Source organism: Methylobacterium sp. 1973, from assembly GCF_040545035.1.
Taxonomy (GTDB): Bacteria; Pseudomonadota; Alphaproteobacteria; order Rhizobiales; family Beijerinckiaceae; genus Methylobacterium; species Methylobacterium fujisawaense.
Genome location: NZ_JBEPLA010000002.1, coordinates 186,881 through 210,884, shown reverse-complemented (window position 1 = coordinate 210,884; position 24,004 = coordinate 186,881). Strand labels below are relative to the sequence as shown.

At 67.9% G+C, this 24,004-nt stretch carries 26 protein-coding genes; 21 read left to right on the top strand and 5 right to left on the bottom strand.

All coding sequences use genetic code 11. The features are described from left to right. Position 1: 1 nt before the first annotated feature. Positions 2-451, top strand: a complete 450-nt coding sequence (locus ABIC70_RS04800) for a hypothetical protein (RefSeq protein WP_043357244.1) — start codon at positions 2-4, stop codon at positions 449-451. A 562-nt stretch (positions 452-1,013) separates the two neighbouring features. Here the strand turns inward: ABIC70_RS04800 and ABIC70_RS04795 are convergent. After that, positions 1,014-3,743: a hypothetical protein gene (locus ABIC70_RS04795; protein ID WP_354439016.1), complete on the bottom strand. Its 2,730-nt coding sequence runs from the start codon at positions 3,741-3,743 to the stop codon at positions 1,014-1,016. 310 nt (positions 3,744-4,053) lie between these two features. Here ABIC70_RS04795 and ABIC70_RS04790 point away from each other — a divergent pair, with 310 nt between their 5' ends. The 18 genes from ABIC70_RS04790 to ABIC70_RS04705 all read left to right on the top strand — a co-directional run bounded on the left by ABIC70_RS04790 (position 4,054) and on the right by ABIC70_RS04705 (position 19,804). Then, positions 4,054-4,737: a response regulator transcription factor gene (locus ABIC70_RS04790; protein ID WP_043357246.1), complete on the top strand. Its 684-nt coding sequence runs from the start codon at positions 4,054-4,056 to the stop codon at positions 4,735-4,737. 401 nt (positions 4,738-5,138) lie between these two features. Next, entirely contained in the window at positions 5,139-5,525 is a 387-nt protein-coding gene (flgB, locus tag ABIC70_RS04785; protein WP_043357248.1) for a flagellar basal body rod protein FlgB, read from the top strand. Further along, on the top strand, positions 5,525-5,938 hold the full coding sequence (gene flgC / locus ABIC70_RS04780; RefSeq protein ID WP_354439252.1) for a flagellar basal body rod protein FlgC: 414 nt from the start codon (positions 5,525-5,527) through the stop codon (positions 5,936-5,938). Before flgB ends, flgC begins: the two co-directional genes overlap by 1 nt. Further along, positions 5,938-6,270 carry a flagellar hook-basal body complex protein FliE gene (gene fliE / locus ABIC70_RS04775; RefSeq protein WP_043357251.1) on the top strand — a complete coding sequence of 111 codons (333 nt, stop codon included), beginning with the start codon at positions 5,938-5,940 and terminating at the stop codon, positions 6,268-6,270. The genes flgC and fliE overlap by 1 nt, the downstream gene beginning before the upstream one ends. 92 nt (positions 6,271-6,362) lie before the next feature. After that, entirely contained in the window at positions 6,363-7,151 is a 789-nt protein-coding gene (gene flgG, locus ABIC70_RS04770) for a flagellar basal-body rod protein FlgG (RefSeq protein WP_043357253.1), read from the top strand. A 4-nt stretch (positions 7,152-7,155) separates the two neighbouring features. After that, positions 7,156-7,641 carry a flagellar basal body P-ring formation chaperone FlgA gene (gene flgA, locus ABIC70_RS04765; protein ID WP_354439014.1) on the top strand — a complete coding sequence of 162 codons (486 nt, stop codon included), beginning with the start codon at positions 7,156-7,158 and terminating at the stop codon, positions 7,639-7,641. Beyond that, a complete protein-coding gene (flgI, locus tag ABIC70_RS04760; RefSeq protein ID WP_043357256.1) occupies positions 7,641-8,741 on the top strand; it encodes a flagellar basal body P-ring protein FlgI in 1,101 nt (366 codons plus the stop codon). Before flgA ends, flgI begins: the two co-directional genes overlap by 1 nt. After that, on the top strand, positions 8,738-9,361 hold the full coding sequence (locus ABIC70_RS04755) for a MotE family protein (RefSeq protein WP_043756838.1): 624 nt from the start codon (positions 8,738-8,740) through the stop codon (positions 9,359-9,361). The genes flgI and ABIC70_RS04755 overlap by 4 nt, the downstream gene beginning before the upstream one ends. After that, the gene (gene flgH, locus ABIC70_RS04750) at positions 9,358-10,056 is read left to right on the top strand and encodes a flagellar basal body L-ring protein FlgH (RefSeq protein WP_043357258.1); all 699 of its coding nucleotides are present in this window, start codon (positions 9,358-9,360) and stop codon (positions 10,054-10,056) included. Before ABIC70_RS04755 ends, flgH begins: the two co-directional genes overlap by 4 nt. Before the next feature lie 20 nt (positions 10,057-10,076). Continuing rightward, positions 10,077-10,559 (top strand): flagellar basal body-associated FliL family protein, encoded by a 483-nt coding sequence (locus ABIC70_RS04745; RefSeq protein WP_043357260.1) that lies wholly within the window; start codon positions 10,077-10,079, stop codon positions 10,557-10,559. A gap of 58 nt (positions 10,560-10,617) precedes the next feature. Continuing rightward, the gene (gene fliP, locus ABIC70_RS04740; RefSeq protein WP_043357262.1) at positions 10,618-11,355 is read left to right on the top strand and encodes a flagellar type III secretion system pore protein FliP; all 738 of its coding nucleotides are present in this window, start codon (positions 10,618-10,620) and stop codon (positions 11,353-11,355) included. Positions 11,356-11,622: 267 nt separating this feature from the next. Then, positions 11,623-12,789, top strand: coding sequence for a flagellin N-terminal helical domain-containing protein (locus ABIC70_RS04735; protein WP_043357264.1), 1,167 nt, complete (start codon positions 11,623-11,625; stop codon positions 12,787-12,789). 169 nt (positions 12,790-12,958) lie between these two features. After that, complete coding sequence (gene fliF / locus ABIC70_RS04730; RefSeq protein ID WP_043379619.1) at positions 12,959-14,596, top strand: flagellar basal-body MS-ring/collar protein FliF; 1,638 nt, start codon at positions 12,959-12,961, stop codon at positions 14,594-14,596. A gap of 2 nt (positions 14,597-14,598) precedes the next feature. Next, positions 14,599-15,225: a hypothetical protein gene (locus tag ABIC70_RS04725; RefSeq protein WP_354439012.1), complete on the top strand. Its 627-nt coding sequence runs from the start codon at positions 14,599-14,601 to the stop codon at positions 15,223-15,225. A 2-nt stretch (positions 15,226-15,227) separates the two neighbouring features. Next, a complete protein-coding gene (locus ABIC70_RS04720; RefSeq protein WP_354439011.1) occupies positions 15,228-16,505 on the top strand; it encodes a MotB family protein in 1,278 nt (425 codons plus the stop codon). Then, complete coding sequence (locus ABIC70_RS04715; RefSeq protein WP_052083594.1) at positions 16,502-17,776, top strand: MotC family chemotaxis protein; 1,275 nt, start codon at positions 16,502-16,504, stop codon at positions 17,774-17,776. Before ABIC70_RS04720 ends, ABIC70_RS04715 begins: the two co-directional genes overlap by 4 nt. A 467-nt stretch (positions 17,777-18,243) precedes the next feature. Next, positions 18,244-19,299, top strand: a complete 1,056-nt coding sequence (locus ABIC70_RS04710; protein WP_354439009.1) for a flagellar hook-length control protein FliK — start codon at positions 18,244-18,246, stop codon at positions 19,297-19,299. After that, positions 19,259-19,804 carry a transglycosylase SLT domain-containing protein gene (locus ABIC70_RS04705; protein ID WP_075380073.1) on the top strand — a complete coding sequence of 182 codons (546 nt, stop codon included), beginning with the start codon at positions 19,259-19,261 and terminating at the stop codon, positions 19,802-19,804. The genes ABIC70_RS04710 and ABIC70_RS04705 overlap by 41 nt, the downstream gene beginning before the upstream one ends. Positions 19,805-20,092: 288 nt before the next feature. Here ABIC70_RS04705 and ABIC70_RS04700 read toward each other — a convergent pair whose 3' ends face one another. Both ABIC70_RS04700 and ABIC70_RS04695 read right to left on the bottom strand, forming a co-directional pair. Continuing rightward, entirely contained in the window at positions 20,093-20,500 is a 408-nt protein-coding gene (locus tag ABIC70_RS04700) for a hypothetical protein (RefSeq protein WP_043357279.1), read from the bottom strand. A gap of 199 nt (positions 20,501-20,699) precedes the next feature. Continuing rightward, on the bottom strand, positions 20,700-20,891 hold the full coding sequence (locus tag ABIC70_RS04695) for a hypothetical protein (RefSeq protein WP_043357287.1): 192 nt from the start codon (positions 20,889-20,891) through the stop codon (positions 20,700-20,702). An 87-nt stretch (positions 20,892-20,978) separates the two neighbouring features. On the opposite strand from ABIC70_RS04695, the gene ABIC70_RS04690 reads away from it, so the two are divergent. Continuing rightward, the gene (locus ABIC70_RS04690; RefSeq protein ID WP_043379630.1) at positions 20,979-21,242 is read left to right on the top strand and encodes a hypothetical protein; all 264 of its coding nucleotides are present in this window, start codon (positions 20,979-20,981) and stop codon (positions 21,240-21,242) included. A gap of 60 nt (positions 21,243-21,302) precedes the next feature. Here ABIC70_RS04690 and ABIC70_RS04685 read toward each other — a convergent pair whose 3' ends face one another. Both ABIC70_RS04685 and ABIC70_RS04680 read right to left on the bottom strand, forming a co-directional pair. Next, on the bottom strand, positions 21,303-21,929 hold the full coding sequence (locus ABIC70_RS04685) for a cell wall hydrolase (protein WP_051045108.1): 627 nt from the start codon (positions 21,927-21,929) through the stop codon (positions 21,303-21,305). Positions 21,930-22,072: 143 nt separating this feature from the next. Further along, on the bottom strand, positions 22,073-22,399 hold the full coding sequence (locus ABIC70_RS04680) for a DMT family transporter (protein WP_043357283.1): 327 nt from the start codon (positions 22,397-22,399) through the stop codon (positions 22,073-22,075). A 364-nt stretch (positions 22,400-22,763) separates the two neighbouring features. On the opposite strand from ABIC70_RS04680, the gene ABIC70_RS04675 reads away from it, so the two are divergent. Next, the gene (locus tag ABIC70_RS04675) at positions 22,764-23,996 is read left to right on the top strand and encodes a serine hydrolase domain-containing protein (protein WP_043357285.1); all 1,233 of its coding nucleotides are present in this window, start codon (positions 22,764-22,766) and stop codon (positions 23,994-23,996) included. Positions 23,997-24,004 lie beyond the last annotated feature (8 nt).

Genomic DNA, 24,004 nt, shown 5'->3' with positions numbered 1-24,004 from the left:
CGTGACTCGCATCGTCATCACCGGATTGTGGATCTGCGCCATCACGGTGCTGTCCAGCTACGCGGTGATCTCCTGGATGCCGGCTTTGCCGAAACCCAAAGCCGAGGAGTATCTGGAGGGGCTGACCTATCAGAAGCTGCGCCCCCTCAACATTCCGATCATCGCGGATGGGAACGTCCAGGGCTACATCCTGGCCACGATCATCTTCACGGCCGACTCGCACCTGATCAAGGGCCTGGGCGTGACCCCGGAGCCGTTCGTGATGGACGAGTCGTTCCGCCAGATCTACAGCGACGGCGACCTCGATTTCCGCAATCTCAAGAAGTACGACATCAACAGGCGCCTGGACGAGATCAAACGACGTGTCAACGAGCGTCTTGGCTCCGAGATCGTCAAGGATGTGATGGTTGAGAACTTCAACTTCATCACCAAGAAGGACATCCGGAGCTGAGGCCCGGCGTCACGGGATTCAGCCGCAAGCCGCGGCGAGGCGGCGGAAGCCGGTGAGGCGGCCGGCGGTTTTCTCGCAGCGTGGGGCCTCCGCCCGTACCGGCATGAAGCGCGCCGGAGCCGCTCGACCCCGCTGCGGCCATGGGCGTTTCACGCGGGGCAGAGGGCGGGCTGTTCGCCGCGCCCGTCTTCGGGCTCGCCGGCCGGGCCGCCGTCCTCCTGATGGGCTTGCGGAGGCCCGGGCCGAAGAACCGCGGCCGGCCACCGCACGCCCGGGACGCGATCGATCGAGGGGAGCGCGCGCGGCAGCGCACGACCCTGTCCTGGCGCGATGCGGCGGGCGACGGCACGGCCGCGCGCCTCGGCAGCCGCCTGCACCCGGCTCTTGCGATCCTACGACGGATCCCGAAGGCCCGTTCGACGCCTCCGTCCCGGGCCGAGGAGGCGATTCCTCGGGATGCCGCGGGCATCGGCGTCGGGGAGCCGGCCGAACCCACCTGTCAGGACGCCTCGGGCGACCGCAGGGACCCGGGGACGGACCCGGCCCTGCCGGCGCACGATCCTCATTCCGTGAGGCGACGCCGGAGCCCCGCCGCATCGACCGCGCGCATCAGCCGCGCGATGCCGTCCGAGGCGCCGGCGATGAGAAGGCCGCCGGCCACGCATCGCACGCCCGATAGCGTGTAGCGGAGGCAGGGACCGGGCCGCGCCCGGTGATGCGCCGCCGCGCGCGGATGCGGAACCGGCGCCGGCGGTTCCGCCCATGGGCGATGCACCCCGATATCGTCGATCCGGCCGGCGAGGCCGTGGGGTACGATGTGCAGCCGTCGCTCGCCCCGAAGGCCGAAGATCCGATGCGATGGATCCAGGGCGACCACCACGCTGGGGTCGAAGTGCAGGAACCCTTCGACCGAGAGGGGACGGTCGCCCGTCAGGAACCGGTCGAAGACGGCCATCCCGGCGAGGTCGTTCAGCAGCACGAAGGCCCGGATATGGCGGTAGTCCGGCCCGTGGACGCTCGTCTCGATGAGATGCACAGCGGCCTCGCCGAGGGTGAGGGTCGCCCGGGCCGTTCCGACGCCCGCACCCGGCTCGCGGCCCTCCGGGATGGCGATGTTGTGGGCGCGCGCCGCCGCCGGATGCAGGCCGCGCGGACCGAAGGGCTCGGCCTGCGAGCCGCCCCGTTCCGTGATCCACCGCAGACCGCCCGTGGCGAACGTGAAGGAGGTGCAGTCCCGGTGATCCTGCGGGTGGATCTGCTCGGAGAAATCCGCCGTGAAGGCGGACCAGCCTGCGGCGGCGTCCGTCCGGCGCAGGAGAATGGTTCCGGACGGAATCGGGGCGCCGGGGAGGGGCCATCCGCCGCTCGTCGGCCCCACCGCCGGACCGGTCATCCAGGGGTGGCGATGGGCGGCCGCAACGCGCCCCATCCAGCGATACCGGTCCGTATGCCCAGGCGCATCGTCGAAAGGCGGCAGGGCGCCGTCCGGCTCGAGCAGCGCGATCAGCCCGCCCCAGGCCCTCGCGAGGCGGAGGTCGAGGATGTCCGCCAGGGGGGCCAGATCCGGCCGGCCCTTCAGGACCGGCATCAGGACCAGGGCGAGCGTGAGGATCTCGAGTCTGCGGTGGTAGGATGGCTCCGTGACCGCCCCCTCGGGATCGATCATCGCCTCGAAGCCGCTGCGCAGGGCGATCATCGCGAGGTCGGTCCAGTGCCGCGCCATCGGAAAGGCCGGCAGGGTGACGCCGGCCGCCATCAGGGACGCCGCCACCTGCGCCTCCAGCAACGACCCCGCCACCGTGTGCTGGGCCAGGATCTCCGCCAGGGCCGCGGCATGCCGGACGATCTCGGCACCCAGACGCTCGACGGCCGAACGGTCCGCCGCATCGCCATCCCGCATCGCTGCGCCCAGCAGGCACAGCATCGCCTCCAGGCGCATCGCCATGCAGGCGGGATGCAGGCTCAGCGTGTCGGCCGGCCGGCCCCAGGGATTCGCGCGGGACCAGGCCAGGGCGACAGCGACCGCCCGGTCCCGAACCGCGCGCTCAGGATTTCCAGCGGCCGCACAGGTCCAGGAGAGGGACTGGAACGCAAGGCGCCACGCATGCGACCGGAACGGATCGCTCCCCCAGTCCGGCACCTCCGGGAGCGCCCAGGCCGGGCAAGACGCGAGACTGACGGAACCGTCAGCCCAGGCCGCGGCGTCCGGCCCGTCCCGCAGGAGCGCGACGCTGCGCAACGGCGACGGCGCTTCCTCCAGAAGGGCGGGGTCGAGATAGGGCAGGATCGACCCCGCGGCGGCGCCCTGGGTTGGCCGCGGGGCGCCGAGGCGGCCGAGCAGATGCGCCAGGACGGCTTCGGCGTCCGGGCCGGCTTCCTCCGCAAGATTGGCCAAGCGCAACTCGTCGTCCAGGAACATGTCCGGTGCGGCGGCCAGTGCAAGGCGCGCATCCGGATCCCAGGTGGCGAAGCCGATCTCCACCGTCGCCGCCTGGGGGGGCGGCGAGACCTTCAGGGTGAAGCGGTAGGCCTCCCGGTGGACCGGGATGTCGAGGAAGGCGGGGATCGACAGGGTGGCCAGGGTACCGGGGTAGGGCGGCGGGATCGGGTTGCCCCGCGCGTCGCGGAAGGACACCTGAGCCAGGGCACCGTCCGACTGGCCCTGCGCGATGACCTGCCCCTTGAACACGAGGGCACGCCCGGGAACCAGCCCGTGCCGCAACCAGGCGGGCCGGGGACCGAGGACGATCCGGCTGTCCTGGCCGAACCAGCCCCGCGCCGATTCGGGGCCCCCGTCCTCAGGGTGGGCCGCGTCCGGAACGGCCTGCCGGATCTCCGGCTGCACGATCCGGAACGGGTGCGTGTTGCGCCAGCTCCTGATGGTCACGCCGACTTGGGCGGCGGGCGCCGGGAGATAGAAGCGGCAGCGGATGGGAGCGCCGATCGAGCCCGCGCCGCCCTCCGACATCGGTCCGGCGATCCAGTCTCCGTGCGCGTCGATCGAGGTCCGCGCCAATCCCGGGATGCGGCCGAAATCGATCTCGGACTGATCCTGCGCGCGGAATGCGACACCGATCGCCGCGAAGTCCCGGACGCCCGGACATCCCTCGGCAGCAGCGCAGATCATGTATGCGTTGAACTCATACCAGCGGTCGCCGATCAAACGCTCGAACGCGAAGACGACCCGCGACCAGCGATTCCTGTTGCCAACCGCATGGCTCGCATCGGGCGCCTGTGCAGCGCCCGCGTCCGGTCGCGCCGAGTCAGGCGTGAAGGTGTGTCGTTCGGACATCGGCTCAAGCAGATCTCGCAGGATCGAAGCGTCGCTGGGCGCGTGCGATCATCCTAGCGGATCCTGCAATATAGGACGCACCATTCCGCAAACGCCACAAAATTCGATAAACTTTACAATGATTCCTTTATTCTTGGCTCTAATGTCTCGATTTTTGCTAAAAATGTCTACAAATTTTCTTCGATAGAACTTCATAACAGGATGTTGACGCTGTCTCATGTTTGATCCATTGAGAAAATTGGGGAATCATAGACAAAGAAAAGACAAGTTTTGATCTTTCACGCAAAAATGTCGACGGAGACTTTTGGCAATGTACGTCATTGTCGATGAGCGGCCGATGGTTACCGATGGTTACGTGGCCAACTTCAATCGTGAGGGCGTGACATCGGTTGGATTAGTGGCCGATGATTTCGAAGGCTGGATTCAGTCCGCCCCCGAGACGGATCTGGACGCCGTCCAGGGCTTCCTCCTGGGCAATTGTGAGCAGCGGCCCGATCTGCCGGAGATGATTCAGAAGCGGTCCCGCGCACCCATCATCGCGATGATCGAGACCCGCTGCCTGACCGAGACGCTGGATCTGTTCAGAGCCGGCATCGACGACGTCGTCCGCAAACCGGTCCATGTCCGCGAGATCCTCGCCCGGACCGAGGCCGTATGGCGGCGCTCGCAGCGCGAGAGGGCCAGCGACAGCGTCGTGGCGGACCGGACCGCGCGGCTGAGGGTGTACTTCGACGGCCGCGACCCCGACGTCGATGGGGAAAAAATGCCCCTGCCGCGCCGCGAACGCCAGATCCTCGAATTTCTGGTCCGCAATCGCGGGCGCCGGATGACCAAGGAGCAGGTGTTCAATGCGGTCTACGGCGCCTTCACGAGCGACGTGGACGAAAGCGTGATCGAGGGCCACATCAGTAAACTTCGCAAGAAACTCCGGCAGAAGCTGAGTTTCGATCCTATCGAAGTACGGCGTTATCTCGGGTATGCCTTCGTGAATTGATCTCTCTATCCGAGTTCTGCGGGAATCCGCTCATCACAAGGGCCGGTCTCCTGGCCGGCCCGTCGCGGACAGGCGGCCGGACGTCCATCGTCCGGTGGCCCGCATGTCCGGCATGAGAGGCAGCGCGGAGATGATCCGGCCGCAGCCTGGGCGTGCCGGACGCCGGCTCCGCGCCTCCCAGACCGCACGGGGATCAACCCGCGGAACGGCCGGACCGGACACGCGCCCCCCCCCGAGAGCGCGGCGGGAGGCCGCCACAAGCTTCGGACAAGACAGATCGAGGAAAGATCCGCCTGCAGAACAATGTTTCGCCGTACAACGAACGTTGCGGCCCAGGATACGCCCCTCGCAAGCGGGATTTTCCCGCCTCCTGACTTATCCCGTCAGAAAGCCGACAGGTCATGAACCCGATCTTTCTGTTCAACATCGCATCCCGTCAGCTGCAACATCTTGCGGCACGCCAAGCCGTGATCGCTGGCAATATCGCGAATGCCAACACGCCTGGCTATCGCGCCCGGGACCTGACCCCGTTCCGGGACCTGATGGACAAGACGGCTCTGACGATGGCGGCGACCCATACGGGCCACCTTGAGGCCAACGGTGCCGGCACGCGACCGGCGCGCGCGACGTCATCGGCCGGCTGGGACGTCGTCCATTCCGGCAACTCGGTCAGCATCGAGGAACAGATGATGAAGTCCGGCGAAGTCAGCCGCGACCAAGCCCTCAACAGCGGCGTGGTGAAGGCGTTCAACCGGATGCTGGCCCTGAGCGTGAAGGCCGGCCAATGATCGATCCGCTCGCCGCCTCATCGCGGATCGCCGGCTCCGGCATGGAGGCGCAGTCCGAGCGCATGCGCGTCATCTCGGAGAACATCGCGAACGCGCAATCCACGGGCCTCACCGCGGGAGCCAATCCCTATACGCGCAAGACGATCACGTTCCGGACGGCCCTCGACCGGGCCTCCGGGACGGCGGCCGTCGCGGTCCGCCAGATCGGGCAGGACACGGCGCCGTTCCGGGTCGAGTACGATCCCGGGAACCCGGCGGCGGACACAAACGGGAACGTCAAGCTGCCGAACGTGAACATGCTGATTGAGATGGCCGATATGCGGGAGGCCAACCGCTCCTACGAGGCCAACCTTCAGATGATCAAGCAGACCCGCTCGATGATCGCCAGCATCATCGAACTCCTGAGGCCGTGATGATCCAGTCCCTCGCCGCCCTCACAAGCGTCACCGACACGAACGCCGTCTTCGGCGCGGCCGACCTCGGGCTCACGACGCCCGGGATCCGGCAGGCGGCCCCTGCGGGACCCGCATCGAATTTCGGCGACCTCCTGACCCAGATCGCGGGTCAGATGCGCGACACGGTGAAGACCGGCGAGGCGGCCGCCATCTCCGGGATTCAGGGCAAGACATCCACCCAGGCCGTGGTGGAGGCGGTGATGTCCGCCGAGCAGACCCTCCAGACGGCGGTCGCCATCCGGGACAAGGTCGTCGCCGCCTACCTGGAAATCGTCCGCATGGCGATCTGACGCGTCCGCCCGCCACGACGGCGCCGCCCCGGGGCGGCGCTCGGCCCCTACCCGAACACCGTCACCCATTCCTCCCGCGCAAGGATCCGGTCATGAGAGCGCTCGCCATCGCGGCCACGGGCATGAATGCCCAGCAATTGAACGTGGAAGTCATCGCCAACAACATCGCGAACCTGAACACGACAGCGTTCAAGGCGGCCCGCGCGGAATTCAAGGACCTCATCTATCAGGCCGAACGGCCGGCGGGCGTCCCGATCCAGGCCGGCGAGTCGGCGATCCCCGAAGGCGCCATGCTCGGCCTCGGCGTGCGCAACACCGCGATCCGGAACCTGCACCGGCAGGGCCCGCTCAACAACACGACCAATCCCCTCGATCTCGCGCTCAACGGCCGGGGCTGGTTCCAGGTGACGATGCCCAACGGCGAGATCAACTACACCCGCGCCGGCTCCTTCAACAAGAACGCCGACGGGCGCCTGGTCACCGCGGAGGGCTACAGCGTCGATCCGGCGATCATCATCCCGCAGAACGCCGTCGACGTGGTGATCAACGAGACCGGCCAAGTGATGGTCAAGGTCGACGGACAGCAATTGCCGCAGACGATCGGCCAGCTCCAGATCGCCAACTTCACCAACGATGCCGGGCTCGAGCCCCTGGGCAACGGCCTGTACCGCGAGACCGCTGCCTCGGGACTTCCGGTCACCGGATTCGCCGGCGATCCCGGCTTCGGCAAGATCCACCAGGGCTATCTGGAGACCTCCAACGTCGACCCGGTCCGGGAGATCACCAGTCTGATCTCGGCGCAGCGGGCCTTCGAGATGAACTCGAAGGTGATCCAGGCCGCGGACGAGATGGCCGGCACGATCTCGAAGGGCATCCGCTAAAACCATGGCCCATGCAGCTCGCCCCGTCGAGATCGTGGCACGGATAGCGCTGGGCGCGGCCTGCACGCTCGGCCTCGCGTCCGTGCCGGCCGTCGCCGCGGAACAGGTCCTGCCGGTGCCGGTCGCCACGATCTACGCGGGCGACGTGATCAAGCCGACGATGCTGCGCGAGCAGGCCTATCCGGAAAGCTACCGGCCGCGTCTGCCGGTCGTCGACTCGGTGGCGCATGCGGTCGGACGGATCGCCCGGCGGACCCTCCTGCCCGGCGAGACGATCCCGTCGACCGCCCTCGAAGAGGCAAAGCTCGTGACCCGGGGCACCCCGACCGTGATCGTCTTCGAGGAGCACGGGGTGGTGATCACCACCGTCGGCCAGGCCCTGGCGAACGCCGCCGTGAACGAGGCGGTCAGCGTGCGGAACTTGGCGACGGGACGGGTCGTCCAGGGCATCGTCCAGCCCGATGGCCACGTCCGGACGGGGCAGCCGTGATGCGCCGGCTGCTGTCCCTTCTCCTGACCGCCCTCGCTCTCTGGCCGGCGCCTGCAGCGGCGACGCGGATCAAGGACATCGCGTCGCTCCAGGGCGTGCGCGACAATCAGATCGTCGGCTACGGGCTCGTCACCGGCCTGCAGAGCACCGGCGATACCCTGCGCAACGCGCAGTTCACGGAACAATCCCTGCAATCGATGCTCGATCGCCTGGGCATCAACGTGCGCGACCAGCGGCTGCGAACCCGCAACGTCGCGGCGGTCATGGTCACCGCCAACCTTCCGGCCTACGTGGAGCCGGGCTCGCGCGTCGACGTCTCCGTGAACTCCATGGGCGACGCCACCTCCCTGCGCGGCGGCACCCTGCTGATGACACCGCTCTCGGGCGGAGACGGGCAAGTCTATGCGGTCGCCCAGGGCGCCCTCGTCGTCTCCGGGTTCAGCGCCACCGGGCAGGCGGAGTCCCTGGTCTCCGGGGTGGCGACGGCCGCCCGGATCCCCAACGGCGCGCTGGTGGAGCGCGCCGTCGCCGGCACGTTCAACGAGTTGCCGGGCATGGCGCTCGAACTGAAGAACCCGGATTTCCGCACGGCCGTCCTGATCTCCGACGCCATCAACGCCTACACGCTCCAGAAGTACGGGAAGCGTGCTGCGAGCCCGCGCGACTACCGAACCGTCGTCCTGTCCCGGCCCGGCCATGTGGGTCGGACCCGATTCATGGCCGAGATCGGCGAATTGCAGGTCCAGCCGGATATTCCCGCGAAGGTGGTGATCGACCAGCGGACCGGCACCGTGGTGATCGGCCGGAACGTCCAGGTCTCCACCGTGGCGGTGACGCACGGCGACCTCACCGTGCGCATCACCGAGACCCCGCAGGTGTCCCAGCCCGCTCCGTTCTCCGACGGGCAGACGACCGTCGTGCCGCGGACCGACATCGAGGCGGGCGAGCGGATGGCACGCCTCGCGATCGTCTCGGGGCCCGACCTGCAGACCCTGATCCGGGGCCTGAACAATGTCGGGATGAAGCCGACGGACGTGATCGCCATCCTCCAGGCCGTGAAGACGGCGGGGGCCCTGCAGGCGGAGCTGGTGATCCAATGACCGGTCCAATCCGCATGCGCCGCATCGGTCAGGCCTCCGTACGGAGCTGGCGCGGCCTTTTCCTGACCTCAGCCGTCGCGCTGTCGGCAACGCAGGCGGCCGCCCAGCAGAAGCCGGGCGAGCCGGGCAAGACTGAGGAGTCCCGTCCCGCGCAGTACTGCGCCGGCATCGCGAACGCCGCCGCCGATGCCCGCTTCGCTTGGCAGAAGGAGGCGCTCACCGCGCTGTCCAAGGATATCGAGAACCGGATCAGCCAGCTCGAGGCCAAGCGTGCCGAGTACGAGGAATGGCTGAAGCGCCGGCAAGCCTTCCTCGCCAAGGCGGACGAGAGCGTCACGGCGATCTACGCCCGGATGCGGCCCGAGGCAGCGGCGCAGCAGCTGACCGCCATGGACAGCGAGGCGGCAGCCGCGATCCTGACTCGGCTCGACGCGCGCATCGCCAGCGCGATCCTGAACGAGATGGAACCGGGTCGGGCCGCGCGCCTGGCCAACGTCATCACGAACACCCCGCCGAAGAAGCCGACGCCCCAGAGGCCCGGCGAGGCCGTCAAGGCGCAGCCCCAGCCGCGTATGGACGAGGGGGACCGCCATCCGCAGGACAGCGAGACATCAGGATGAAGCGCTTGGCCGCCATCGCGGCGCTCACGGCCCTCGGGGCTTGCGCGACGCCCATCCAAGAGATCGGCCGCGCGCCGGCCTTGAGCCCGGTGGGCCTCGGCATCGATCCGAACCACGACAGCGTGCCGCCGCTCTATGTGGCGACGCAGGGTCAGGGGTACCATTCGACCTGGGCCCAGCAGAGCGCGGACCTGTTTCAGGATCCGCGCGCCAAGAATGTCGGCGACGTGCTGACCGTTCTCATCGCGATGAACGACAAGGCCCAGTTCGACAATGCCACCGACCGGTCGCGCGATTCGCGCGCCAAGTCGAGCCTGGATCTCCAGTTCGACCTGTTCGGTCTCACGCCGGAGTCGAAGAACCATTACGAGGTCAATGGCAATTCCTCGACGAAGGGGCAGGGCACCATCGACCGCAAAGAGCAGCTCCGGCTCTCCGTGGCGGCCGTCGTCACGCATCTGTTTCCCAACGGCAACCTGCTGATCAGCGGCTCGCAGGAAGTGCGGGTCAATTACGAGGTCCGTGTCCTGAACATCGCCGGCATTGTCCGTCCGCGCGACATCTCGCGCCGGAACACGATCGACTACGACAAGATCGCGGAGGCGCGCGTCTCCTACGGCGGTCGGGGGCGCCTGATGGAGGTGCAGCAGCCCGCCGTCGTCCAGCAGGTCTACGACCTGGCCACGCCGTTCTGAACCCGAGGCTGGCGAGATCCATGGCTTCCGATTCCGCATCCCGCCGCTCCAAGCTCCGCTGGCTGCTCCTCCTCGCGATGCTCACGGTCCTGGCGGTCGGGGTCGGGGGAGCGAGCGGCCTCTACATGGCCACACGGATCGAGAAGGCCGTCGACGAGCGGAAGAAGGCTGAGGAGGAGCGCGTCCAGCGGGTGGCCCCCTACGATGCGAACGCGACTGTCGCGAGTCTCGGCACCGTGGTGACGAACCTCGCCGGCCCCGGCGATGTCTGGGTCCGTCTGGAATCGTCCATCGTCGTCAAGGGTGGGGCCCTCGGCAACCCCAAGGCGATCGCCGCGGAGATCCGCCAGGACATCGTCGGCTACCTGCGCACCCTGACCGTCGCGCAGATCGAGGGACCGAGCGGCCTGAGCCACTTGCGCGAGGATCTGACCGAACGCGTCCAGATCCGAAGCAATGGCCAAGTCCAAGACTTCTTCATCGAAACACTCGTCGTCCAGTAGGGCGCTCCGTCGGCCACCTCTTCGACCCCGGCCGACAATCATCAGGATCAGTCACACCATGCTGCGTCGCGTCTGGATCGCGAGCTCGCTCCTCCTTGTCGCCACGGCGGCGCACGCGCAGAATTTCAGCCTCGACCAGGTTCTGCCCCCAGGAAACGGCTCGATCAGCGGGCGGATGATCCAGCTCATCGCGCTGATGACCGTCCTGTCGATCGCGCCGGGTCTCCTTGTCATGGTGACGAGCTTCACCCGATTCGTCGTCGCACTCTCGTTCCTCCGCTCGGGGCTGGGCCTCCAGAGCGCCCCGGCGAATCTCGTGCTGATCAGCCTGTCGCTGTTCATGACCTTCTATGTCATGGGGCCGACCTTCGATCGTGCCTGGCAGGACGGCGTCCGCCCGCTCACCGAGAACAGGATCAGCGAGGAGGAAGCCTTCGCCAAGGTGACCGCGCCGTTCCGGGACTTCATGCTGGCCCATGTCCGACCGAAGGATCTCGACACCTTCGCGGAGATGGCCGCGGCCAATGCGTCCAAGGCGCCGGATGGCGGCAGATCCGACCTGAGGATCCTGATCCCGGCCTTCATGATCTCCGAGCTGCGGCGCGGTTTCGAGATCGGCTTCCTGATCGCGCTTCCCTTCCTCGTCATCGACATGGTCATCGCGGTGCTGGTCATGTCCATGGGTATGATGATGCTGCCGCCGACGGTGATTTCGCTGCCTTTCAAGATCCTGTTCTTCGTACTGATCGACGGATGGAACATGCTGATCAGCGGTCTTGTGAAATCGTACTTCTAATCAGACCCGAAACAATTCTAAGGTCGAGTCGTCATAAATTTTTCCACGACGGATCGATTTTGACGTTGACTTGAGAAGACAGCCAGTCCATCACATCCAGGCTGCAAATGGATCGGTCGGACGCAAAGTTTACGATCCGCTCTGTACAGCATTGATAGCAGGTTGAGATCTGGACCGGATGGTCGATCTCAAAGGCATGAAGCCGCCCTGCTATGCCGGCGAGAATCCGGCATGTCCCAGAAACAACGTCTTCCAAGGGACATCGTTATGTCGAGCCTGTTTACGAACAACGCCGCGATGACGGCGCAGCTGACGCTGAAGCTCATCGGCCAGAACCTGGACAAGACCAACGACGTCATCTCGACGGGCCTGAAGATCGCTGGCGCCTCGGACAACGCCGCCTACTGGGCGATCGCCACGCAGATCCGCCAGGACAACGCCTCGCTCGGCGCCGTGAAGGACTCGATCGGCCAGGGCCTGGGCGTCGTCAACATCACGTACCAGGCCCTCAACACGATGGTCGACGAGCTCAAGGAGGTCAAAAGGAAGCTGACCACGGCGTCGGGCGTCGGCGTCGACCGCATGCTGATCCAGGACGATCTCAACGCGACCCTCTCCCGCTTCCGCGCCTATGCTGCGGATGCGTCGCAGGCCGGCGAAGCCTGGCTGTCGGTCGACTCGAGCCAGCCCACCTACTCGCCGATCCGGAAGGTCGTCTCGGGCTTCACCCGGGTGCTGGGCCAGCCGATCCTGACGACGACCGACATCGACACGAACAGGCTCAAGCTGTACGATAAGAGCACGGCCAACGGGACCGCCGGCACGAGCGCCTCGACCACGCCGCTGGCGGCCTGGACGACGGCGCAAGCCACGTACGACGCCGCCTACGCGGCCTACACCAGCAGCGGCAAGACCACCGCGGACGTGACCGCCTACACGACCGCGAAGGGCGCTTACGATACCGCCAAGGCGAAATTCGAGGGCGATCGGACGACGGAGAACGGAAAAGCCAAGGTGGGCAAGGATGGCACCGGCGGCATCCTCAACAAGGAATACTCCGTGCTCGGCGCGGACAACAACGGCTTCCTCAAGGCCTACAACCTGAAATTCGACACGATGGACATCTCGACGGTCCTTCCGAACGACCTGTCGAAGATCAACGCCTACATCTCGATGGTCGACCGGATCTCCTCCGCGATGACCGAAGTGGCGGCCAACCTCGGTGCGCTCAAGTCGCAGATGCAGTCGTTCCAGAACTACACGGAAGTGCTGTCCAAGGCCAACGACACCTCCATCGGCATCCTGGTGGACGGCAACATGGAAGAAGAGTCGACGAAGCTGAAGGCCCTTCAGGTCCAGCAGCAGCTCGGTATCCAGTCGCTCACGATCGCCAACCAGAACACGCAGCAGATCCTCAGCCTGTTCCGGAACTGATCCGGCCCACCTGATCAATATCACGACCAGATCGCCGATCTGATTCAGGCCGCGCATCTTCGGATGCGCGGCTTTTTCTTTTGCCAAAGCCGCGCGTTACGCCACCTTCGCGCAAGGTTGATCCGCCATGCGGAGGCAGAGCCACTGTGGTGGATACCGAGTCCTGCCGATGCCCGGTCGCGAACACATTGAGAAGCTGTGGAACAATATCCTGGAGCTCGGGCCCCGGCGCTTGATCGCCCTCGGACTGGTGGGACTGACCGTGTTCCTCGCCATAGGCCTGGGGGCCTATTACCTGAGCCGCCCGCTCCGGGAGACCCTCTATTCCGGCTTGAGCCGTGACGACGTGAGTCGCATGGGCGTGGCGCTCAAGGACGCCGGGATTCCCTTCGACGTCAGTGCGGACGGCACATCGGTTCTGGTCAGCTACGGGCAGACCGCGCAGGCCCGCATGCTCCTGGCCGAGAAGGGCCTGCCCCAGAGCGGCAAGGCCGGCTACGAACTGTTCAACGACCTGGGCTCGCTGGGCCTGACCTCGTTCATGCAGGACATCACCCGGGTCCGGGCCCTGGAGGGCGAGATCGCCCGCACCATCCAGACGCTCAAGGGCGTCAAGGCAGCCCGGGTCCATATCGTGATGCCCGATCCCGGCTCGTTCCGCCGCGAGCAGCAGCCCGCCTCGGCCTCAGTGGTCGTGCGCACCGAGCCCGCCAACGATGCCTCGACCGCGCCGGCGATCCGGCAGCTCGTCGCCGCCGCCATTCCCGGCATGAAGCCGGAAAAGGTGACCGTGCTGAATACCGATGGGACGGTCCTGCTCGCCGGCGACGACGCCACCACGGCGCCGGCCGGCCGGCTGACGAGCCTCGAGCAAACCGTCACCCGGGAGATCCAGGACAACGTCCGCCGCACGCTTACCCCTTATCTGGGGCCAAACAATTTCGAAATCAGCGTTGTTGCCCGGCTCAACACGGACAAGACCAAGACGGACGAGACAATCTTCAATCCTGACCAGAAGGTCGAGCGCTCGCTGCGGACAATCAAGGAATCGGAGAGTTCGCAGAACCGCGCCCCCCAGAAGCCGACCACCGCTCAGCAGAACCTGCCCGATCAGCGCGTCCGTTCCGAGGGGACCGATGCGTCGAGCTCCGAAAGCCAGCGCCGCGAGGAATTGTCCAACTTCGAGATCTCCTCGAAGACGGTCCAGACCGTCAGCGACGGCTATTCCGTGAAGAACCTGTCCGTCGCCGTTCTGGTGAACCGGTCCCGCCTCGAGGCGCTCGCGGGCAGCGTCAAAGACGGGGCCAAGGTCGATCTGGAGCCGCAGATTTCAGAGATCGAGCAACTGGTCGCGTCAGCGGCCGGCTTCAACAAGGGCCGGGGCGACCAGATCAAGGTGGCGGCCGTCAGTTTCATCGACGAAGGTCAGCCTCTCGCCCCCACGCCGGCCCTGGGTGTCGGCGACGTCCTGATGCGGCAGTCCGGAACCCTGATCAACGCGGCCACGATCCTGATTGTCGGATGCCTGCTCATCTGGTTCGGCTTGCGTCCAGCGGTCAATGCCATCCTCGCCCGCCCCTCGGAGGTCGGAACCGAACTCACCGTCGCCCCAATGGACCTCGCGGCGGCGCTCGGCGTGCCGCAAGCGGAGCAGGTCGGGGCATCCTCGGATCCCAGCCTGATCGAGGATTTGAATGAGCACGTCGCGCGCTCGCCGATCCGCAAGCTCGAGCAGCTGGTGGAACTCGACGAGGAGCAGGTCGCCAACATCCTGAAACAATGGCTCACGCGCGACGAGGCCGCGTAATGGTGGATGCACCTCCGATCTGGACCGTATTTTCGGATGCGGGTCAGCGATCGTCCCACACCCTTGCGGCCCTGATCGCCAAACGGGATCCGGCCGACGCGACCGCCCCCCCGCAGGACGCCGAAGCCATCGCGGCTGAGGCGCGCGCGGAAGGCCGCCGAGAGGGCGAGGCGCTGGCCGCTCGGGCGGCTGAGGCCGCCGCGGCGGCGGAACGCGCCGCGGCGGCTACCACCCTGGCGGAGACACGGCAGCGCTGGGTCGAAACGGAAGCCGCTGTCCTGGCGAACGGCTTCGCCGAGCAGATTCAGATGCTGGAAGCCCGTCTGGCCGGAAGCCTGACGCGGGTCCTCCAGCCCTTCTTGGCGGAAGCCCTGCGGCAGGAGGCGATCCGCGAGTTGCAGGCGACCGTGTCGACTCTTGTGGCGGACAGTCAGACGGGCACGCTCACCCTGAGCGGCCCGCCGGATCTCGTGGAGGCGCTGGCCCAACGCCTGAATCTGCCGCCTGGCCGACTCGCCTTGTCGCCGGACAGCAGACCTGACCTGCGCATTCAGACGAACTGGACGGTCATTGAGACCCGGCTCCAGGCATGGGGTGACCGTATCGCCGCCCTCATCGAGGACCGCTGAGCATGGCCAACGATCACCCCGAGATCATTATCGTCCGCCGGCCCCCGCAGGACGACAACGAACATCATGGCGGCGTCTGGAAGATCGCATTTGCCGACTTTATGACGACGCTGATGGCGCTGTTCTTGGTCCTTTGGCTGACCAAGGTCACGAACGATGAGACCAAGACCAGCATAGCGAATTACTTCAATCCGATCAGCCTTTCCCAGCCTCTCCCGCTTCGGAAGGGGCTCAGCGATCCTCAGCCGGGTTCGACGGATTCGAAGGAGGGAAACAAGGCGAGCGACACGGCGGCCGCGGCCGTCACGCGGGACAGATCCGGCACCCTGCCGCCCGGATCGGCGGGGCGGGAGCGGGAACTGTTCCAGGATCCCTATTCCGTCCTGGCGCACCTCGCGACCGAGTCCGATCCGGACAAGCCCCAGAGCACCACGATCGGCGATCTCGGCGAAGCGGGTCGGCGGGGGGGCGACGTGGCCCGGGATCCGTTCGATCCGCTGTACTGGCAGGTGACCACCCTGTCGCCGGCGAAGACCGACCGGCCCGCCCCAACCGGGATCACACCCCCGCCGGCCCAGGCCAGGCCCGATGCGCGCGGAGCCGGAGACGCGGGCAGCACGGAGGCTGAACCGCCGGTGTCTGATCGCCAAGATCGCCAAGATCGCCAAGCGGCGGAGGCGAAGGCCCCCGAGGCCAAGGCAGCAGGACAGACGGCCACAGGACACACGGCGACGGCAAACAAGGTGGCGGAGATCAGGGACACCGGCGCCAAGGCGGCGGAGGCTCCCATCGCGGGGTCGGCCCCGATCCCGGCGGCGACCGCTGCGGCCCAGGCTGCGCTGCAAGCGGAGATCGCCAAGATCTTCCCGCCCTCCGCCCCCGGCCCCCGCGTCGAGGTTCAGGGGACGTCGGAGGGGCTCTTGATCAACGTGACGGACGACCTGAATTTCAGCATGTTCGCGGTGGGTTCGGCCGAGCCCCGTCCCGAGATGGTGCGGGCCATGGAGCGCCTCGCGAAGGCGCTGGCCTCGCGCCCGGGCCGGCTCATCATCCGCGGCCATACCGACAGTCGGCCGTTCCGCTCGGACGTCTACGACAATTGGCGGCTCTCGACGGCGCGCGCCCACATGGCGTCCTACATGCTCATCCGAGCGGGCATCGAGGAGGCGCGGATCTGGCGCGTTGAGGGGGCGGCCGACCGGATGCCGCGCAACGCGCCAGATCCCAAGGCGCCGGAGAACCGGCGGATCGAGATCCTTCTCCAAGGAATTCCGGGATGAGGCGGATCCTGCTGGGTGCCCTCGGTGCGCTCGTCACAGGGCTCGTGGATCCAGCCGTCGCGGAACCGGCACCCACGGCGGTTCCGCAGGCGGACCGTCCCGCGCTTCCGGAGTCCGTGCCGGCACCGGCGGCCCTGGACTCCCAGGGCTTGAGGGCCGGTCCCGTTGCCGCGGTGCGGACGCTGCAATTGCTGCAGGACCGGGTCGCGTCCGGCTCGGTCGCCGCCCACGAGGGTCAGCCGCGGTTGATCGCCCGGATCAACGCGGATCTTCTCGCTGCGGCACCGGAAGTCTGGGCCGACGGGCATCATGTCAGAGCCGCCATCGTCTTCTCCCTGAGCGGCGGGGGGCCGGCGATCCTGCGTCGCCTGACTGCGCTGGACGGGCTGGGCGAGCGGGAGGCGACGCTGGCCCGCGGCGCTCTAGCCTTTATCGAGGGGCGGGATGCGGACGCGAACCGCCTCCTCAGGGATTTCGACACGGCGGGTCTGCCGCCGACGCTCGCCGGTGCGGTCGGCCTCGCGCAGGCCTCGCTCATCGTGACCGAGAATCCGGTCCGGGCGATCGCCCTGCTCGATCGCGTGCGGCTGTTGCTGCCGGGGACCCTCAGCGAAGAAGGAGCCCTGCGCCGCGAGGTCTTCGCCCTCGGGCAGATCGGCGATCTGCACAGGTTCGAAGCCCTGGCGATTCAGTATCTGCGCCGCTTTCCGCATTCGGTCTACGCTGGCAATTTCAGGCAGCGCCTCGCCTACCAGTTGACCCAGTTCGATGTCGGCCGGGACGAGGCGCGCTTCGGGGCCCTCAACAGGATCGTCAACGAACTGGCTGCCGGGAGCCGGCGCGATCTGTACCTGCTGATCGCCCGTACGGCGATCCAGGAGGGCAAGACGGCCTCGGCGCGCCTGGCCGCCGACAAGGCCCTGGCGCTCTGCGGGCCCGAGAGTCCGGAGGCGGCCCAGGGACGCCTTTACCGGGCGGCGGCCGAGATCGTGGACCTGGCGACCTTCGAGCCCGGGCTGCGGACCTTGCAGGCCCTCGACCGATCCAAGCTTCCCGCCCGCGACATCCCCCTCCTCAAGACGGCGCTTGCGACGGCCGAGGAGATCGGGCGCGGTCTCGTCGGCACGCGCGTGGGGCCGGTGGCCGACACGGCGCCATCGCGACAGGCGCAGGCCGCGGCGGATTCCACCGATGGCGCGGCCAGACTGATTCCCAAGGCCCAAGCCACGATCGACCAGATCGATCTGCTCCTCCAGAAGGCAACTCCGTGACCCTGATCGCCGCCACGGTTCAGAGACCCGCGCCGAAGTCCGATCGCGAGATGGCGCGGTCCCATCCGGAGACCGACCTCCGGACCCCGCCGGACAGGGGCCGGCCCGGCGCCTTCGGGGATGTCCTGCGCGAGATCGCGGAGCCCCCCTCCACGCCCTCGTCCGACGAGGACCGGGATGATGCCGCGGAGCCGCGGGGACCTGTCGCGAAGGGCCGCCCCGACGAGGCGACCGTGACACCCGCGCTCTCCCCCGCCGATCCGGCAAGCGCCGCCGCGACGGTGCTGGCCAACGTCCTGAACACCGCCCATCCGGCGGCCGCCTCCGACGCCCCCGCGACCGGCGGCTCTCCGGGGCCGCGCATGACAGCCCCCGACGCCGCAGCCCGTTCTGCACCCGCATTGGTGCGCGGAGCAGGATCCGCGCAGGGGCTGCTCGCCGGATCAGGACCCAAGCCGGACGTCACGGTGCTCGACCGCGCGGTCCATTTCAAACCCGTGCTACCCCCGGCAGCGCTACCCGAGTCCGGGGCCGCCGAAGCTGCGCCAGCGGCCTCCGGGGCACCAACCGTGGCCGGACAGAACCTCGCCCGGACGGGACTGAGCGACGTCATCGCCACCGCGGCGCGGACGCTTCAGGCCGCGACCGATCTCGCGTCCCAGGGTCCGGCAGACACGGCGATGCCCGCCGAAGCTGCGCCGGCGGCCTCCGGGGCTACCTTTGTGGCCGGACAGAACCTCGCCCGGCCGGGACTGGGCGACATCATCGCCACCACGGCGCGGACGCTTCGGGCCGCGACCGGTCTCGCGCCCCAGGATCCCGCAGACACGGCGGTGCGCGCGGCCATCGCCCCGCCCGGCACGTCCGACCTGAGCGTGCCTGCGGACAGCCATGCGGTCCCCGGAATCGCCCGTACGATCCTCGCGGCCGCAGGCCATCAGAGCCGGGCCGGCAGTTCCGTCCCGACCCCCAGGGACAGCGTCGGGACAGAGACGGGCCTGCCCGCCATCACCCTGCCGATGATCGCCGCTGCCATCGAGGATGAGATCGCGCGTGCGGTGCCGGCCCGTCCGGATGCGGTCGGCAATCACGCCGACCCGGCGACCGGGACCGCGCCCGACGGACCGCTGCGGGTGCTCAGGATCCAGCTGAGGCCGGAAGAGCTGGGAACCGTCACCGTGGAGCTGCGACTGGCGAATGGCCAGCTCGAGACGCACCTGCGCGCCTCGCGGCCGGAAACCGCCGCGCTCCTGCAGCGGGATGCGGCCATCCTCACGGACCTCCTCAAGCAGGCGCACCACCAAGCCGATGTCACCGTCGCTCAAGCGCGACCGGCCGATGCGGGAGGCTCTGCTGAAGGGGCTCCGTCGCAGGGTCAGTCCTCCTTCGCGAACGGGGGAGCTCGACCGGGTCACGGGGAGGATGGGCAACGACAGGCGGCGCATCGTTCGGCCACCGGCCGGCGCGACGGAGAGCGGATCGATGAGACGATACGTCCTCGCGACGGCGGCATTTATCTGTAGCGCGGTTCCGGCCGCCGCAAACGTGTGTGAGGCCGAGATGGGCCGCGCCTCGGCCCGTTACGGCGTGCCTCTCGGCGTCCTCTACGCCGTCGGCCTCACGGAGACGGGCAAACGCGGCTCGCTCCAGCCCTATGCCATGAATATCGAAGGAACGGCCTATTTCGCGACCGGGCCCCAGGACGTGCTCGCCCACTTCACCGAGGCGCGCCGCCGGGGCGCGCGCCTGATCGATCTCGGCTGCATGCAGATCAATCACCATTATCACGGCGGCAAGTTCGGCTCGGTCGAGGCCATGATCGACCCGCACGCGAACGTGGACTACGCGACGCAATTCCTCCGGGACCTGAAGAAGCGGGAAGGCAGCTGGACGATGGCCGTGGCGCGCTATCATGCCGGCCCGCACAACAACGCGGCGCAGAAGATCTATATCTGCCGGGTCGTGGCGAACATGGTGGTGACGGGTTTCGGCCAGTGGACGCCCGCCGCCACGCGCTTCTGCCAGTGAGAGCCGGAAGGCAGTCCGGAAGCGTCCATGGAACCAAGGGAAGAACCGGGGTCTTTCGCCAGAGGCCACCCGACACCTGACGATCACCGGGCAGGACGGCGGTCATCGTCCGTTCACCGGCCTGGAGGAGCCGCATGACCGACGCCCCAGAGCCGCCGGAAGCACCATCCGGGAAGATGGCCCTGCTGGTGGCCCTCACTCTCGCGGCCGTCGCCGCCGCCGCCTATGTCCTGATCCGTATGGATTAGTCCGGCCGTCGCCGCGCCGACGGACGATCCCGCTCCGTCGCTACAGGATTCGACAGCTCCCGTAGCTGACCTTGATCGCATTGCGCTCCTCGGGATTGAGCTGCGCCTCGACGAAGTTCAGCTTGTTCAGGTCGATCAGCAGGAAATAGACGCCGTTCTGGCATTTGATCGCGTTGCGCGGCGTGCGCTCATTCAGACGCGGCGAGGCGGTCTGACACTCGTAATAGTCGGAGCGTCCTGCCGAGATCACGGTCAGCAGGCCGCCGCTGGTGACCAGCGAGAACGTCCGGGCCTTCTGGGGCTGCGGCTTCGCCCCCTCCGGCGTGGCGGCATCGAGACCGACGGACGCCTCCTCCGTACACGTCATCGGACGGCGCAGCTGGGAGGCGGACGGCGTGATGCTCAGCAGGAGAAGCGCACCGGCGAGCGCTACCCGTTTCGCGATCATCGGCTAGGGATCCGTGATTCGTGGGTAGTTTCTACCCACAAGCTAGGCCTTTACCCGTCGGTGTAAATGCCGCCTGCTCGGGCGGAGAGGCCGATCAACAGATTTGCCCGCTCGTTCCATTTCACGGCGCGCGTGATTACGGGTCAAGCCGGTCTCGCCGAGGACGGCCACCCGGCTTCCGCGGCCGGCGAAACGGGCTCTACGCCTCCGGGACATCTGGATTGTCGTTGGCGGCCGCTTCGGCATCGCGCCGCGCCGCGATCTCCGTGCCGATTTCCATCAGCAGCAGCCGGGACAGGAGCTGCATCGTCGACGTGCCGTGTAGGGCCAGGAGTTGATGGGCCGCGATGGCCGTCTCCACCATGCGGTCAAAACCGTCTTCGTCGGACATGGCGGGGCGGTAACCTGGTTGAATGCCGAGCATACAACTTAAAGGTATGGATCGAGTTCGATCGCCCGCGCAGAAACAGGAGGCCCCATGATCCCGCCCGGCCAAGCCGACGTTCTGCTGAGGAGATTGGCCGAGGCACTCGAAAGTCCGGTCGAGATCTTCTTCCAGGAATCCGGCTCCGAAGCCGGAGGCGCGTCCGGATCGGACTGCGACCCGATGCCGACCCTGGAGCTGCTCCGCTTGTGGCATGCCTTGCGGGAGCCGCGGAGCCGGCAACGGGTCCTGGCGGCCGCTCGTCAGGAGGCCCGGAACCTGCGCGCGACCGGCGCGACGGACGCGGCGGCCGGCTGATCGAAGCCCGGCCGCGCAGCCGCCTTCAGAGGCTGCGGCGGCCGGGTCGCGCGTGCGCTGTCAATGGCTCGCGGACGGGGGCGCGGGTACGGCCGCGAAGGTCAGGACCGTCGCGGGGAGGGCGGGCGCCGCCGGTGCGGCCGGCTTGTCCTGCGGATCCGGCTTGTCCTGCTTTGCCATGCGCTTGTCGCGCTTCTCGTAGAAGGCATTGCCCCCGGCGACGGCCACGTAGTGCATGTTGGTGTAGGGGAACCGGTGGCCGGCGGTGTGGAAATACATCGCCTTCCCGACCTTCGGGTGGCGCTCGCCGGCCAGGACGGCATCGGCGGCATCGGCAACCTTCAGCAGGTCCTTCTCCTGCATCGGCTTGGTGAGCACGCCCGGCGCGAACTGTCCCGGCTGGCCGACAACCGCGCAGATGCCCCCCGGGAAGACCGCATTCTCGAGCCGGTTCATGACCACCGTCCCGACGGCGACCAGCCCGTCGCTGTCGCTCCGGTTCGATTCGAAATACATGGCGCGGCCGAGACAATCGCGCTCGGCATCGCTGACGACCATCGGCGGCTTGCGGTCGGGGATCGACCCCGTCGTGAGAACCGGCGAAGCGGTGTTGCAGGCCCCCAGGCCTCCGGCTACCGCCAGGACAATCAGTGCAGGACCGACCTTCGTCCTCTCGCTACCCTGCATGCATGTGCGCTCCGTGCTCCCCCCAGCCTGCCGCGTCGGGCGGTGTTCCGCTCCGACCAGGCGAAGGCCAAGCTTGACGGCACGTTCGCGGCGAGGATGTGGCGAGGGCGTCCCCGCCTCGGGGCCGGCCCTGAACCCGGGCCTCAGTGCTGGCCCTGGCCGGCGGCCAGGATGGTCACGCCCACGGCGATCACCGCGATGCCCGCCAGCATCGTCGGGTTGATCGCCTCGCCGTACAGCCACGCGCCGCCGAGCGCCGCGCCGATCATGCCGATCCCCGACCAGATCGCGTAGACGACGCCGATCGGCAGCAGGTCCATGCTGGTCGACATCAGCCACAGGGCGGTCCCGTATCCGAGGGCCACGATCACCGTCGGTCCCGGACGCGTGAAGCCTTCGGCGGCCTTCAGCGCCAGGGTGGCGGTGACCTCAGCGCCGATGGCGAGCCCGAGGATCAGGAACGGATTCATGGCACGGCGAACTTTCGGGCTGCACAGGCTGCGTGAATCGGGCGGTCGAGGCGTGTAGAACCTGTTTGGAATCGGACGCCCGAGCAGACGGAGGAGCGCAGGGCCGGCCCAAGTCTGCTTCGAATCGGCCGCAGGACATCGGCGGCCGCCGCCCGACACAAGGCCACAGATCCATGAACATTTCCGAACCAGCGTCCCGGACCTTCGCGGGCGCTGAGCCAGGCGCACCGCGCCCGGTTCTGCGGCCGGGCGTGGGCCGATTGGGGCTTTCGTTAAGCCCTCCTGCGCATGGTGGCTGCGCGCCGGCCCACCGCCGCGATGGCGGCCGCGCGACAGCGATGATCCAGAGCGACACAGACCCAGCATGACCGCGTCCTTGGCGATCCCGGACTCTCCGGCCCGCACGCGCCGGGGCCGCCGCTGGGGCGTGATCGCGGCGGCGGGCGGCGCCGCCGTTCTGGGTTGCGCCTGGACCGCCGCCGCGCTGATCAACGTCCCCGACCCCGTCACCCTGACGGCCCTCGCGGTCATCGAGCCGTCGTCGGTGGGCACGTGGTTCCCGAGCCGGATCGTCCAGGCCCCCGCGCGGGCGAGCGATCTGCCGGCCCGGCCGCGCCCGATCCTCGACCGCGTCCCCTGGAAGGGGAAGACCGTCCCGCTGATGGATGTGCTGGCGGCGACCCACACCAACGCCTTCCTGGTGGTGCAGGACGGGGTGCTGATCCACGAATGGCAGCGCGCGGGAACCGGACCGGAGACGCTGTTTCCCTCGTGGTCGGTGGCGAAGTCCATCGTCTCGCTGCTGGTCGGCGCCGCGGTGGCGCGGGGCCAGCTCGCCGAGACCGACCGGGTCTCCGCCCTCCTGCCCGAATTGAAGAACGGCGCGGTGTTCGGTCAGATCACCGTGCGCAACCTCCTCGACATGGCGAGCGGGATCGCGGTGCCGGAGAACTACGATCCCCGGCATCCCCTGACCGGTACCGCCGGGATGTACCTGACGCGCGACATCACGGCCTTCGTGCGCGACAACGCGCATCTGGCGTTCAAGCCCGGAAGCAAGGGCCGCTACCGCAGCATCGACACAGAGCTGCTCGGCCTGATCCTCGCCCGGGTCGAGGGCAAGCCCCTGGCCGACATCCTCTCGGAGCGGATCTGGAAGCCGATGGGTGCCCAGGCCGACGCCACTTGGAACCTCGACCGGCCCGGCGGCGTCGAGAAGGCGTTCTGCTGCATCAACGCGACGGCCCGCGACTTCGCCCGCCTCGGCCTGCTGGTGGCCGACCAGGGCCGACTGAACGCCAACCGCATCGTCCCGGCCCGCTGGATCGAGCGGATCATGACGCCGGCCCGGCGCGATGTCGATGGCTGGCAGTACTCGGCCCAGTGGTGGCACGCCCCGGGGGGCGAGGACGACGACATCTCGGCGATCGGCGTCTACGGCCAGTACATCTACGTGAACCGCGAGACCGGCACGGTGATCGTCAAGCTCAGCGATCACGGCGCCGAGCAGGACGAGATCGACACGCTCGCGGTGATGCAGACCATCGCGGCCGATCTCGCCGCCGGTCGCCCCCCCGCTTCACGCAAGGATCCCTGAGCGGGGCG